Source organism: Paenarthrobacter sp. NPDC056912 (assembly GCF_042786555.1).
GTDB lineage: Bacteria > Actinomycetota > Actinomycetes > Actinomycetales > Micrococcaceae > Arthrobacter.
In genome coordinates, this window is record NZ_JBHUCD010000014.1 from 36462 (window position 1) to 50045 (window position 13584).

The following is a 13584-nucleotide window of genomic DNA, read 5'->3' on the forward strand; positions in this document are numbered from 1 at the left end:
TGCACTCCTATCGTTTCTGCAGTAGGCGGGCCGTCATGACTTGACATTATTGGAACCCCGGCCCGTCATTCCAATACTTTGACGCTACCCCAAGGCTGGACGGGATCCGAGAATATCGGAGCCAATCCTCAGGTGTGTCGCCCCAAACTTGACTGCGGCTTCAAGGTCCTGGCTCATCCCGGCAGATACCGCGGATGCCGCCGGGTGGATAGCCCTCAGATCGCGGGAAATGCCTGCAAGCTTGTCAAAAGCGGTTTCCGGATCGGCACCTAGCGGCGCTACGGCCATCAGCCCTGCAAGCTGCAGCCCGGCCGCCGATTCGATCCTCGCAGCGAGGGCCTCCACCTCGGAAGGCAGGGCGCCACCTCGGTGCGCACCGGCGTCGTCATCCAAACTGACCTGGATGAAGCATTCGAGATCGCTCCGGCCACTGGTGTCCTGCTCCCGCGCAATGGCTTTCGCCAAAGCGTCAACAACCTGCGGCCGGTCAATGGATTGGACCGATGCGGCGTATTTGGCGACCGATTTGGCCTTATTGCTTTGAAGCTGCCCGATGAAATGCCAGCGAACATCAAGGTCGGTAAGTTCAGCTGTCTTGGATGCCGCTTCTTGGTCACGGTTCTCGCCGACATCCCCGATTCCGAGTGCCACCAAACGGCGTACATCAGCTGCCGGATGGAACTTGGTCACCACAATCAGCCGGGGTGCATCCGAACGACCTGCGGCCAAGGTGGCGGCTTCGATCCGGCGCTGTACGACGCCGAGACGTCCCGCCAGTTCATCGGTCCGAGCGTCACCGGCCAGGGTTCCTCCCTGACCGGCCTGGGTCCCAAAGTCAGTCATGCGTCCACACCAAACCTGCGAATCGACCGGTTCGGGAGTCCCGCCGGTATGAGAAAAGGGATTCGTGCTCCAAAGTGCACTCCCCCGAATATTCCACGTTCACGTCAAGCTCGGCCAACTGCGCCCGAACACCGGCAGGGAGGTCCAGGGCGGGAGTTCCCCACGACGTTGTTGACCACGTGGCGGGCACCTTCGCCGAGACTTCCGAGCGCAGTTGCTCCGGGACCTCATAGCAGGATCCGCAGATGGAAGGCCCGAGCCACGCGCTGATGTTCAGCGCGCCACGCCGACGCATCTCGGCAACGGTGGCAGGGACCACTGCTGAGGCCACACCAGGACGTCCTGCATGGGCAACGGCTATGACCGGGTTCGTGCTGGCGTGGTCGCCTACGAACACCACGGGTACGCAATCAGCCACCATCACAGCCAGGGGCCGGGCTGAGGTGATGGACCCGGTAGCTGCTGAGACCATGGCGTCAGCAGTTGGCCCGGGGCCGGGCGCTGCGATGAACTCCACAGCGTTGCCATGGACCTGATCCATGTATTGGAAGCTGCCTGCACCCAAGCCGGCAGCTTCCTCCAAGCGGACGCGGCGCGCCAAAACTTGCTGCGGGTTGTCTCCCACGTGGAGAGCCAGATTCCCGGCGTCTGTATCCGTGAAGGCTACAGAGACGCCGGGCCGAACTTCATCGCGCCACCAGAACACCAAGTACTGACTCTCCGAACGCGGCTTACTTCAGGAAGTCAGGAACGTCGAGGTCGTCCGAGCGGCTGCCCGAAAGATCGGGTTCCACCACGGCGGGGAGGTCGACGTCGAAGCCGGAATCGGCCGGCAGCGCCGACGGGCGCTGCTGACCCCAGTTGCTCAAGCCGGACGCACCGATGCCGGCTGTAGCGTGCTGCGGTGCCGTTGCGCTTGACGGCGCGGAACTCGGAGCGGCCGGACGATCGGAAGGAACGGGGTTCTGCGCCGGGCGGGACTGGTCCATGGACGGCGAGGTTGCCTTGACGTCGTCGAAGCCTGCAGCAATAACAGTCACCCGGGCTTCATCACCCAAGGCGTCATCGATGACGGCACCAAAGATGATGTTGGCCTCGGGGTGGGCCACTTCCTGAACCAGGCGGGCTGCCTCGTTGATTTCGAACAGACCCAGGTCGGAGCCGCCCTGGATGGAGAGCAGTACGCCGTGGGCGCCGTCGATGGATGCTTCCAACAGCGGGGACGCGATGGCGAGTTCAGCGGCCTTCACGGCACGGTCTTCACCGCGGGCCGAACCGATACCCATCAGGGCCGAGCCGGCGCCCTGCATGACGGACTTGACGTCGGCGAAGTCAAGGTTGATGAGGCCGGGGGTGGTGATCAGGTCAGTGATGCCCTGGACACCGGAGAGGAGCACCTGGTCAGCGGAGCGGAAAGCGTCCAGGACGGAGACGTTGCGATCACTGATGGACAGGAGACGGTCGTTGGGGATCACGATGAGGGTATCGACTTCATCGCGCAGGGCATCGATGCCGGCTTCTGCCGAACCGGCGCGACGGCGGCCCTCGAAGGTGAATGGCCGGGTGACAACGCCGATGGTGAGTGCACCCAGGGAGCGGGCGATTCGTGCAACCACGGGGGCGCCACCAGTACCGGTGCCACCGCCTTCGCCGGCGGTAACGAAGACCATGTCAGCGCCGCGGAGAACTTCTTCGATCTCGTCGGCGTGGTCCTCGGCTGCCTGCTTGCCGACCTCGGGGTTTGCGCCCGCACCGAGACCGCGGGTGAGCTCGCGTCCGACGTCAAGCTTGACGTCGGCGTCGCTCATGAGCAGCGCCTGCGCATCCGTGTTGATGGCGATGAACTCCACGCCCCGGAGGCCGACCTCGATCATGCGGTTGACTGCGTTCACGCCACCGCCGCCGATGCCGACGACCTTGATGACGGCCAAGTAATTCTGCGGTGCTGCCACGTTTCGTGCCCCTTGCTTGTGTCCTATAGCGAAACTGATCGAGTCCAACTTGAATACTTGGACCTTAACCCTCTAGTTGAAGGTTATAGTTATGTCAAGTAACTCTACTGCGACGGTATTTCCTCTGGTTCGCACATGCAATGACCGCTTGCGCGTGTCGTGTGATTGTCGCGAAATAAAGCCACCGGCGGTCGCAGGTTACCTTCTCAACGCTGCCTATTTAGTGAATGGATGCCGCGGAACACTGACGTCATAGACGTTCACGGGAACCTTGGGGTCCGCCGGCATTTTCAGCAGCGCTTCCAGTGCCTTCGCCTTCAGTTCCCTGTCCTCGGCATTGCCCCACACTACCGTCTTTCCGTCCACCAGTTTCAGCTCCACCGCATCCGCAGACGCCGCGGAGGCAGTGGACATCCTGGCCAGGACATCGGCAGGCAGGGTATCGAGGACGGAAGCTATGGCTTTGAACAATTCGGTGTTCGTGGCGCCGGCGCCCGCATCGATCAACGGAAGGGCCACCGCGGACAAATCCTTCGTGGCGCCCAACTGCACGCCATCGACGTCTACCATCACGTAGGACTCGCCCTGCTTCAACAACGCGACCGGCACACGTTCGTTCACATGGACCAGCAACTCCGACGGCGGCCGCGCCTCCATAGTTGCCGAACGGACCTGGACCAGTGGTTTCAGGAGTTCATTGATTTCCTGCTCGCTCACCTGAGGCAAGGGCTTGCCCTCAAGATCCGACAATGCCTTCTGCACGGCGTCGGGAGTCAGGATGGTGGTGCCATCCACCGTTATGGTCCGGACAGCAAGAACCGGTGAGTACACCGCTCCTGCAAGTAGAACCGCAACCAGGGCAGCCACGATCGAGACAGTCCACACAACAGCCCTGCGCTTGCGCCGGCCCTTAGGCTCGGGGAAAACGATGACATTGCCCGGAGCAGGGGACTTTTCCGGCTTGGCGGACTTCGTCGGCTTGGCGGTCTTTCCAGGTTTCGCGACCTTCCCGGCCGACGCGGGCGCGGATACCTCCGGCTCCAGGGAGCGCTGCGCGCTGATGACTCCGGAGGACTCCCGGGCTTTGAGACTGCCTGTCCCGGAACGCACCGAAGCCGACGGGCTGGCGTTCGCTCCGGGCTTATACGTCGGCTTGCGGGTGCTAGCCACCCAAAGCCTCCACAATCACGGGTCCATAGGCCGTCACGTCGCCGGCTCCCACAGTCAGGATGACGTCGCCCTCGCCTGCTGCTGCCATCAACGCGTCCACGGCTTCTCCGCCCGCAACCAAGCGGCCCGTGGACAATTGATCTCCAATCAACGCGCTGGTGACACCCGGAATGGGGTCCTCACGCGCTGGATAGATGTCCAGGACCAAGGCGGTATCGGCCGTGTTCAGCGCCGAGGCGAACTCGGCCGCAAATTCACGGGTCCTCGAAAACAGGTGCGGCTGGAAGAGAACGTGCACTTTGTTTCCCGCTGCCACTGAACGAGCTGCCGAGAGGGCTGCCCGGACCTCGGTGGGGTGGTGGGCGTAGTCGTCATAGACCCGCACTCCCCTCCCCTGGCCCTTGAGTTCAAACCGGCGCGAGGCGCCTGTGAAGTGGCCCAGTGCCGTGGCAGCTGCCTCGGCGTCCACACCCAGCTCAACGGCAACGGCGAAGGCGGCAGCCGCATTCAGCGCATTGTGGCGTCCCGGCACTTGCAGAGCGAGTTTGTGCACGTCGTCGCCGATGGCCACCGACACTTCGCCCGGGCCGTCGTCGTGAAGCCGGATGTCGGCGTCTTCCGCTGTGCCGTACAGCAGTACCCGGGTGGAGGCGTTGGCAGCCGTGCGTTCGGCCAGCGCACGGGCACCGGCATCGTCTGCACAGGCCAGCAGGACTCCCCCTGAAGGCAGGAGGGCCGTGAACTTGTCGAAGGAAGCGAAGACGGCTTCCGGTGTGCCGTAGTGGTCAAGGTGGTCGGCTTCGACATTGGTGACGACCGCGATCAGTGGCCGGTAGTTGAGGAACGACCCGTCCGATTCATCGGCCTCGGCCACGAAAATGTCGGAGGATCCGTGAGCTGCGTTGACGCCCAGTGCCGGTACATTGGCGCCGATGGCGAACGAAGGATCGGCTCCGGCCTCTTTGAGCAGGACGGCAATCATGGAGGTGGTGGTCGATTTTCCGTGCGTGCCGGCCACAGTGACCACGCGGTGGTTGGCCATGGTGGCAGCCAGGGCTTCGGAGCGATGCAGCACAGGCAGCCCTGCTCGACGCGCGGCCATGAGTTCGGGATTGTCCGCCCGGATTGCCGATCCAGCGACGATTGTTTGGGCATCACCCAGATTTCCGGCGTCGTACCCCACGGCAATGCGGGCACCGGCCGATGAGAGGTCGTGCATCACCGGGAGGTCTTTGGCATCCGTGCCGCTCACGGGCACGCCCCGGGACACCATGATTCGGGCCACGGCTGACATCCCCACGCCGCCGATCCCGATGAAGTGGACGCGACCAAGGGTGTCGAGGGGAGCAATGTTGTTCGTCATGCGGATACCGCTTCCAGGACAAGATCAGCCATGCGCTGATCGGCGTTTCTGATGCCAAGGGCTTCGGACTTTCGGGCCATCTCGTCGAGCCTTCCGCGGTCGGAGAGGAGCGGGATGAGCTCGGCCTCCAGCCACCCGGGGCTGAGGTCCTTGTCATCCACCAGGAGGGCACCACCGGAGGCCACCAATGCGCCCGCATTCAACGCCTGCTCCCCGTTTCCGATAGGCAACGGTACGAAGACGGCCGGAACGCCTACTGCGGCCACTTCGCTGACGGTTGCGGCGCCTGCACGGGCCAGGAGGACATCTGCGGCTGCGTAGACGTTCTCCATCCCGTCCACGTACTCAACCTGGCGGTAGCCTTCGGCGGCGAGGAGGCCGCCGTCGTCGTTGTGGACAGCTTTGCCGTTCCCCGTGATGTGAAGGGTCTGGATGCCGGCCGCAGCCAGGGCGGGCAAGGCGGCGGCGATGGAACGGTTGATACTCAAGGCACCCGAGGATCCGCCGGTGACGATCAACGCGGGCCGATCCGGACTGAGGCCCAACGACGCCTTCGCCGAGGGGCCGGCCGCAGTCCGGTCGAGTCCAGAGATGGCAGCACGCATGGGCATTCCGACGTGGCGCGCTCCGCGCAACCGCGTGCCGGCAAACGCCACGGCAACGTAGTGGCTGAACCTGGCTCCGACCCGGTTGGCCAGGCCCGCCCGCATGTTTGCTTCATGGATAACGATCGGAATCCTGAGTTTCCGGGCAGCAAGGTACATGGGCGTGCAGACGTAACCACCCACCCCCACCAGGACGTCCGCGTGCGCTTCCTCCAGGATGCTCCGCGCCTGCCTGACGGCCGCGTTCAAGCGGCCCGGCAGCTTCAGCAGGTCAGCAGAGGGCCGCCGCGGAAACGGAACACGGTCTATGGTCGCGAGCTCGTACCCGGCCGCGGGAATGAGCCGTGTCTCCATGCCCGACGGCGTACCAACAGCCAGGATGGCAGCGTCCGGCCGCTTGGCCTTGATTGCGTCGGCAATGGCCAGCAGCGGACTGATATGCCCGGCTGTGCCCCCGCCCGCAAGGACTACAGAGAGGGGTTTGGACGCGTGGGAGGAATCAAAAGTCATGAAGTGCTATGTACGCTTTCGTGCGGTCTTGGAGAAACGGCGCGGCAGGAACCGGGGGCGCTGCTGCGGTGGCAGCTGGCCTCGGGCCAAGGACAACACTACGCCCACGCCGCACAGCGACATCACAAGCGCAGAACCACCCGCGGAAATGAAGGGAAGGGGAACACCAATGACCGGGAGCAACTGCGTTACCACTGCCATGTTCATGCTGGCCTGCCCCAGCAGCCACACCATGATCCCGCCCGCCAGCGTACGTTGGAACGGATCCGTTTGCCGGACCACCACGCGGAAAATCGCGATGCCCAGAATGGCGAACAGGACCAAGACCACCACGGTGCCCACCAGCCCCAGTTCCTCGCCGATGATGGCGAAGATGAAGTCGTTGTGCGCTTCCGGCAGCCAGTTGTATTTTTGCCGGCTCTGGCCGAGTCCCAGCCCTGTCCAACTGCCTTGGGCCAGGCCATACATGCCGTTGGTCGATTGGTAGGTGAAGTCGGAATCTGCGGTGCACGAATCCCCGGCAATGCCCAGCCACGCAGTGACGCGGCATATCCGGTTCGGGCTGATGACCGTCATTGCCGTCGCACCGACCGCGCCGATCACCCCGGCGATCGCCAGCATTTTGGTCGGAACTCCGGCGAAATACAGTCCCGCAGCAACGATGGCCATGACAACGATTGCCGTTCCAAGGTCATTACCCACCAAGATCAACCCAAGGACCAGGATGGCCCCGGGGATGACCGGGATAATGACGTGCATCCAACGGTGCAAATACTTTTCCTTGCGGGCCAGCACAGCGGCAATCCAGACGCATAGCACCAGTTTGGAGACTTCCGACGGCTGGATACTGATGCCGCCGATGTCGATCCAGTTCTGGTTGCCCAACGTACTGCGTCCGAACACCTGGACGGCTACCAGGAGCACGACGACGGCACCGAGTCCCCACCAGGACAGTTTCTTCATCCAGCTGACGTTGGTCCTTGAGATCACGTACATCGCAATAAGACCGACAACGCCGAACATCGCTTGCTTCAGGGCGTCCGCATACGGTGACTTGCCTTCCGAGATCGCTTCCACGCTGGATGCAGAAAGTACCATCATCACGCCGATAGCAGTCAATGCGAACGCACAACCAAGGATCAGGTAATAGGTGGAGCTGTTGGGCGCCTTACCTTTGCCCTCAAGGCCGTCCCAGAAACCACGCAAATGGCCGCGGAGCCCTTTGGGCTTGTCGCCGGCAGTGGGCGCAGCCTTGGGTTTCGCACCGCGCGTTTCTTTGCCGCGGGTGCGGGTGGGCGTGCTGACCATTGTTACTCCTTGGTGGTCTGTGCCTGCCCTTCCACAAGCTCGCGAACTGCCTGGATAAAAGCGTCGCCACGGTGAGCGTAGGAAGAGAACTGATCCATCGATGCAGCCGCCGGCGCCATGAGGACGGTGTCGCCTGATGTTGCGACGCCTGCGGCCAACGCCACTGCTTGGGCCATGATGGTTTCACCAAAAATTGGCGAAGCGGCGTTACCGGCTGCGGTCTGCACTATTTCAGTGTCGCCCTTGGGTTGCGCTATCACGGGGACATCCGGTGCGTGTCGTTGGAGGGAGCCCTCCAACGCCTCGGTGTCGGTGCCGATGAGCACCACGGCTTTCAACCGGCCGGCGTGCTCCTTGACCAGTTCGTCGTAGTTGACGCCTTTGGAAAGGCCGCCGGCAATCCAGACAACCTTCTGGAACGCAGACAGAGCAGCGGATGCAGCATGCGGATTGGTGGCCTTGGAGTCGTTGATCCACAGGACATCGTGGTGATTGGCCACAAGCTGGATGCGATGAGCACCGGGCAAGTAGTTGATCAAACCCTGCTTCACTGCCGCAGGCTCCACCCCGTAGGCACGTACCAATGCGGCAGCCGCCAAGGCGTTGGCCACCATGTGTCGCGGTGCCACAGGTCCCAGGTCGCTCATCGCAGCCAGTTCCGCAGCGGAGTCCTTGCGTTCGGCGATGAATGCACGATCCACCAGCAATCCGTCCACTACACCCAGCATGCTGACGGCAGGCGAATTCGTTGTGAAGCCAATGGCACGGCATCCTTCGACGACGTCGGCGTTCTCCACCATGCGTTCGGTCTCGATTTGCTCCGCGTTGTAGATCGCAGCCTTGCGGGTGTTCTCATATACCTTGGCTTTGTCCGCCAAGTAGGATGCGTAGGAGCCGTGCCAGTCCACGTGGTCTTCTGCCACGTTGAGGCACACGCTTGCTTCAGGTGACAACGAGTGGCTCCAGTGCAGCTGGAAGCTGGAGAGTTCGACGGCGAAGGCGTCGTAGTCCACTGGATCCCGGAGGGCGTCAAGAATCGGCGTTCCCACGTTGCCAACCGCGATTGCCTTGAGTCCCGCTGCCTGCAGCATGGACTCCGTCATTCCCACCGTGGTGGTCTTGCCGTTGGTACCGGTAATCGTGAGCCAGTCCGCAGTTTTGCGACCAGCCCTCTCCCTGAGGCGCCACGCCAATTCAACGTCGCCCCACACAGGGATGTGCTTGCGCTTGGCGGCAGCAAGCAATGCCTGGTCCGGACGCCACCCGGGCGACGTCACCACGAGCTCAGGCTTCTCGCCATCGATCAAGGGAAGGACGCTTACTGCGTCATCGCCCAGAAGGACATCCACGGCACCCACGATTTTCAACGTATCCGCCTGTGCTTCGGCCTTGGCAGAGGTCGCTGCGTCAACCACCACGACCTTGGCCCCAAGCTCAATCAGGGTGTCCGCGGCCGCGAAGCCGGACACGCCGATGCCTGTCACTACAACGCGCAAACCACGCCAGTCAGCATCCCAGCTGGTCAGGTCCTTGAGCCGGTCATAGGCCGACGGCGTTGTCTCCGGGTTTCCGTTCACAGCAGCACCACCCATTCAGCGTAGAAGATCCCAAGGCCGGCAGCCACGAAGAGACCTGCGAGGATCCAGAAGCGCACCACTACGGTGACTTCCGCCCAGCCTTTCAATTCAAAGTGGTGTTGAAGTGGTGCCATCTTGAAGACGCGCTTCCCGCCGCTGAGCTTAAAGAAGCCCACTTGGATGATGACGGACAGGGTGATCAGGACAAAAAGTCCGCCGATGAAGGCCAGCAACAGTTCCGTGCGCGACAGGATCGCGAAGCCGGCCACAGCGCCGCCGATGGCCAAGGATCCTGTGTCTCCCATGAAGATCTTTGCCGGTGAAGTGTTCCACCAAAGGAATCCCACCAGCGCCGCACTGAGGATCGCTGCCAGCAAGGCCAGGTCCATGGGGTCGCGCACCTGGTAGCAACCGCTGCCTGCCTCTTTCGGAGATCCGCACGCTTGGTTGTTCTGCCAGATTCCCATGATCGTGTAGGCACCAAAGACCATGATGGACGCACCCGCGGCCAGACCGTCCAGGCCGTCGGTCAGGTTGACACCGTTGGTGGCCGCGGTGATGATCAGGTTCGACCAGACGACGAAAAGAATGGCCCCCAGGATGGTTCCGCCAAAGGCAAGATCCAGCCAGGGAATGTCGCGCACCAAGGAAATCTGCGTTGAAGCCGGCCGCAGCCCGTCTTCGTTGGGGAACTGCAGGACCAGCACCGCAAAGATGATGCCTACGGCTGCCTGCAGGATCAGTTTGGCCCGGGCGTTGAGGCCAAGGCTGCGCTTGTTGGAAATCTTGATGAAGTCATCGAGGAAGCCCACGAAGCCCATGCCGACCATGAGGAAGAGCAGCAGGAGGCCCGACGCAGACGGACCCGGAGACCTCGGGTTCATCATCCACATGATGAGGTGGGTCACGAAGTAGCTGACCAGCACGGCAGCAACAACTACGGTTCCGCCCATGGTGGGTGTCCCGCGCTTCGTGTGGTGCGAGGTAGGTCCGTCATCGCGAATGAATTGCCCGTAGCTCTTGGCTACGAGGAACTTGATGAACAGGGGCGTCCCTATGAGGGCTACCAGAAGGGCGACGCCGGCGCCGATCAAAAGTGCAATCACAGCAGCTCGTTCCCTTCGTCTGCGGCAGCTTCAGCCGCGCTATCCCCGATGGACTCGGCCCGTGGAGGTAATGCTATCCGATCGCCCAACTGCCTTAGCCCGACGCGCTTGGAGGACTTGAACAAGACCAGGTCACCGGGTTCCAGCTCTCTTTGCAGGAGTTCGTAGGCTTCCTCCACCGTCTCGGCGAAAGAACATTCGTCCCCCCAGGATCCCTCCTGGATGGCGGAAACATAGAGTGCGCGGGCCTCGCGACCAACAACTACCAGCCTGGAAATGTTGAGCCGGACCACTTGGGTACCTACAGCAGTGTGCTCTCGAATGGAGTCCTCCCCCAGCTCGAGCATGGCTCCCAGCACAGCCCAGGTCCGCCTGCCCTGTCCAAGATCGGCCAGGGTGCGCAGCGCCGCCCTCATGGATTCCGGGTTGGCGTTGAAGGCGTCATTGATGATGGTGACGCCGTCTGCGCGTTCGATGCGCTCCATGCGCCAACGGCTGGCTGCGGACTGTGAGCTGAGCGCCAGTGCAATGTCCGCGGCGGGAATACCCGCGGCGAAAGAGGCTGCCGCGGCAGCCAACAGGTTGGTCACGTGGTGACCACCGATCAGGCGGCTTCGCACCTGAACTGAAGGTCCGCCGTCGGGCAGGACAAGATCAAAGTCGGGGTGGCCTTGGGCGTTGACCACCACATTGCGGGCTTCCACTTCTTCAGTGGTTGCCGGCGATGCGGTGAAGCCGAGGACCCGCGCTTTGGTGCGGGAGCGCATGGCAGCTACGCGGCCGTCGTCGAGGTTGATCACCGCCGTGCCGTGCTCGCTGAGGGCCTCGACGAGTTCGCCCTTGGTCTTGGCGATGTTCTCGACGCCGCCGAATTCGCCCGCATGTGCCGTGCCAACCAGGAGGACAACGCCAATGTCCGGCTTGACCATGTCGGCGAGGTACTTGATGTGCCCCAGGCCCGTGGCGCCCATTTCGATGACAAGGAAGCGGGTATCGGTGCCAGCGGCAAAAACCGTCAGGGGCACCCCCACCTCACCGTTGTAGGAGCCTTGCGGCGCAACGGTCGCCCCGGCTGCGGACAATACACCGGCCAGCAGGTCCTTGGTGGTGGTCTTCCCGGCGGATCCGGTGATGCCGATGACCGTAAAGTCCTCGCCGCGCTGCGCACGTTCGGCACGAATGCGCCGGACAACTTCCGCGGCGAGTGCGCCCATGGCCAGGACGGCATCGTTAACGACGACGGCGGGGTACGGATTGCCGTCGGCGTCGGTGACTTCACGTTCGGCAAGGACCAGAACGGCTCCCCGCTCGAAAGCGGCGTCGACGAAGTCGTGGCCGTCGGCGTGCTCGCCGGGCTTGGCCACGTACAGCGAACCGGGGGTCGCTTCCCGTGAGTCAGTAACGACGGAAAGGGGCACGATGTCCCTGTCTCCCGTCAAACGGCCATGGGTGATGTCGGCGATATCCGCCGCAGTAAGTGCAATCATCTCGGTTTAGGACTCTATCCGCTGGTCCGTTGAAACGCTGAATCCCTTGGATGTCAAGGCGGCCCGCAACTCCACTCTGTCGTCGAGGGCCAGGTTCACGCCCTTGACCTCCTGCCAGACCTCGTGGCCGCGTCCGGCGATGAGGATGGTGTCCTTCTCCGTGGCCATCTCCACCGCCAGGCGGATAGCGGCATCCCTCGGGTAGGACTCGATGATTTCGGTGCTCAGTTTTTCGGTTTCACGGGCTTTTTCGGCTCCCTGCAGCACGTCCGCGCGGATGGCCGCGGCGTCCTCGTCGTGGGGGTCGTCGTCGCTGATGATCACGATGTCTGCCAAGCGCGCTGCGATGGCTCCCATGGTGGGCCGCTTGCCCTGGTCGCGTTGGCCTGTAGCACCGAACACCACAATGACGCGGGACCCCTCCAGGGGTGATCTCACGGCTTCCAGGGCACGTTCCAGGGCATCGGGGTTGTGGGCAAAATCAACAACGGCAGCCGGATTCGTGGAGACGAGTTGCATGCGGCCGGGAACGGCCACCGTAAAGGGATCATGGGTGTCAAGGGCACGCTGGAGCGTCTCCGGATCAACGCCCGAGGCCAGCACCATGACAGTAGCCAACGCCGCGTTGGCCACGTTGAAGTCACCAGGAAGACCCGTGTGGACGCGCAAGGTGCGCCCCTCACGGTGCCGAAGCTCGAACTCCGAGCCCAGTCCGCGCGCCGTGGTCGAAGCCACCTGCCAGTCAGCTTCACGGCTGCCGGTTTTCGTGGACAGGGTGGTGACCGGGATGTCAGCCCGCTCCACAAGCTGCAACCCCCAGTCATCATCGATGGTGACTACGGCGTGGCGCGCCCTTGCCGCCGTGAACAGCTCAGCCTTGGTCCGGAAGTACTCGTCCATGCTGCCGTGCAGGTCCAGGTGGTCCTGGGTGAGGTTGGTGAACCCCGCGACATCGAACAGCACCCCGTCCACGCGGTGGTAGGAGATCGCATGGGAGGAGACTTCCATGGACGCTGCGTCCAGGCCGCGTTCGCGCATCAGGGCAAGCAATGCATGGACGTCTGTGGACTCCGGCGTCGTCAGCAGACTTGGGATCGCTTCCCCGCCAGCGAGGATCTCGATTGTTCCAATGAGCCCGGGCTTCTTGTCCAAGGCCCGCAGAAGCGAGTTGATGAAGTAGGTGGTAGTGGTCTTGCCATTGGTACCTGTGACGCCAAACAGCGACGGGAAGCGTTCACCCGCAGGCTGGCTGCGGTAGACCAAAGCGGCCAGGCGCCCGACGACGGTACGCGGCTCAGCGACGATGAGAACCGGAACCGGCTGCTCACCGGCCAGCGCGAGCTGGCGTGCCCCGGCGTCGTCCGTAACGACGGCCACCGCACCTGCCTCGACTGCCTGGGGAACAAAGTCCACACCGTGGCGCGAGGCACCCGGCAACGCCATGTAGAGGTCTCCGGCTTCAACGGCCCTGGAATTAAGCGTGATACCCGTCACTCCTGTTGCGTCGCCATCCGGCACAGCTACACCGAGGGCTTCCGCGATGGTGGCCAATGGCACTGCCGCCACGGATTCGGGACGGAAGCCGGATCGGCCGGCATCCGGCGTCGTGGCATTGGAAGCTGCCTCTTTGTGCTCTGACACGTGGTTCTCCGTTGGTGCTCGT

11 protein-coding genes are annotated in these 13584 nt (G+C 63.0%); all 11 read right to left on the reverse strand.

All coding sequences use genetic code 11. The features are described from left to right. Nucleotides 1–84: 84 nt before the first annotated feature. A complete protein-coding gene (locus ACFRJ9_RS15610) occupies nucleotides 85–843 on the reverse strand; it encodes a YggS family pyridoxal phosphate-dependent enzyme (protein ID WP_377669669.1) in 759 nt (252 codons plus the stop codon). Next, a complete protein-coding gene (locus ACFRJ9_RS15615) occupies nucleotides 836–1549 on the reverse strand; it encodes a polyphenol oxidase family protein (RefSeq protein WP_377669910.1) in 714 nt (237 codons plus the stop codon). The genes ACFRJ9_RS15610 and ACFRJ9_RS15615 overlap by 8 nt, the downstream gene beginning before the upstream one ends. 25 nt (nucleotides 1550–1574) lie before the next feature. After that, on the reverse strand, nucleotides 1575–2795 hold the full coding sequence (gene ftsZ, locus ACFRJ9_RS15620; protein ID WP_377669671.1) for a cell division protein FtsZ: 1221 nt from the start codon (nucleotides 2793–2795) through the stop codon (nucleotides 1575–1577). A 216-nt stretch (nucleotides 2796–3011) separates the two neighbouring features. After that, the gene (locus ACFRJ9_RS15625; protein ID WP_377669673.1) at nucleotides 3012–3965 is read right to left on the reverse strand and encodes an FtsQ-type POTRA domain-containing protein; all 954 of its coding nucleotides are present in this window, start codon (nucleotides 3963–3965) and stop codon (nucleotides 3012–3014) included. Next, nucleotides 3958–5328: a UDP-N-acetylmuramate--L-alanine ligase gene (murC, locus tag ACFRJ9_RS15630; RefSeq protein WP_377669675.1), complete on the reverse strand. Its 1371-nt coding sequence runs from the start codon at nucleotides 5326–5328 to the stop codon at nucleotides 3958–3960. Before murC ends, ACFRJ9_RS15625 begins: the two co-directional genes overlap by 8 nt. After that, nucleotides 5325–6443, reverse strand: coding sequence for an undecaprenyldiphospho-muramoylpentapeptide beta-N-acetylglucosaminyltransferase (gene murG / locus ACFRJ9_RS15635; RefSeq protein WP_377669677.1), 1119 nt, complete (start codon nucleotides 6441–6443; stop codon nucleotides 5325–5327). Before murG ends, murC begins: the two co-directional genes overlap by 4 nt. Nucleotides 6444–6449: 6 nt before the next feature. Beyond that, entirely contained in the window at nucleotides 6450–7751 is a 1302-nt protein-coding gene (gene ftsW / locus ACFRJ9_RS15640; protein WP_377669679.1) for a putative lipid II flippase FtsW, read from the reverse strand. A 2-nt stretch (nucleotides 7752–7753) separates the two neighbouring features. Further along, the gene (murD, locus tag ACFRJ9_RS15645) at nucleotides 7754–9343 is read right to left on the reverse strand and encodes a UDP-N-acetylmuramoyl-L-alanine--D-glutamate ligase (RefSeq protein ID WP_377669681.1); all 1590 of its coding nucleotides are present in this window, start codon (nucleotides 9341–9343) and stop codon (nucleotides 7754–7756) included. Then, entirely contained in the window at nucleotides 9325–10434 is a 1110-nt protein-coding gene (gene mraY, locus ACFRJ9_RS15650; RefSeq protein ID WP_377669683.1) for a phospho-N-acetylmuramoyl-pentapeptide-transferase, read from the reverse strand. The genes murD and mraY overlap by 19 nt, the downstream gene beginning before the upstream one ends. Next, entirely contained in the window at nucleotides 10431–11921 is a 1491-nt protein-coding gene (murF, locus tag ACFRJ9_RS15655; protein WP_377669685.1) for a UDP-N-acetylmuramoyl-tripeptide--D-alanyl-D-alanine ligase, read from the reverse strand. Before murF ends, mraY begins: the two co-directional genes overlap by 4 nt. A 6-nt stretch (nucleotides 11922–11927) precedes the next feature. Then, nucleotides 11928–13562 carry a UDP-N-acetylmuramoyl-L-alanyl-D-glutamate--2,6-diaminopimelate ligase gene (locus ACFRJ9_RS15660; RefSeq protein WP_377669687.1) on the reverse strand — a complete coding sequence of 545 codons (1635 nt, stop codon included), beginning with the start codon at nucleotides 13560–13562 and terminating at the stop codon, nucleotides 11928–11930. Nucleotides 13563–13584 lie beyond the last annotated feature (22 nt).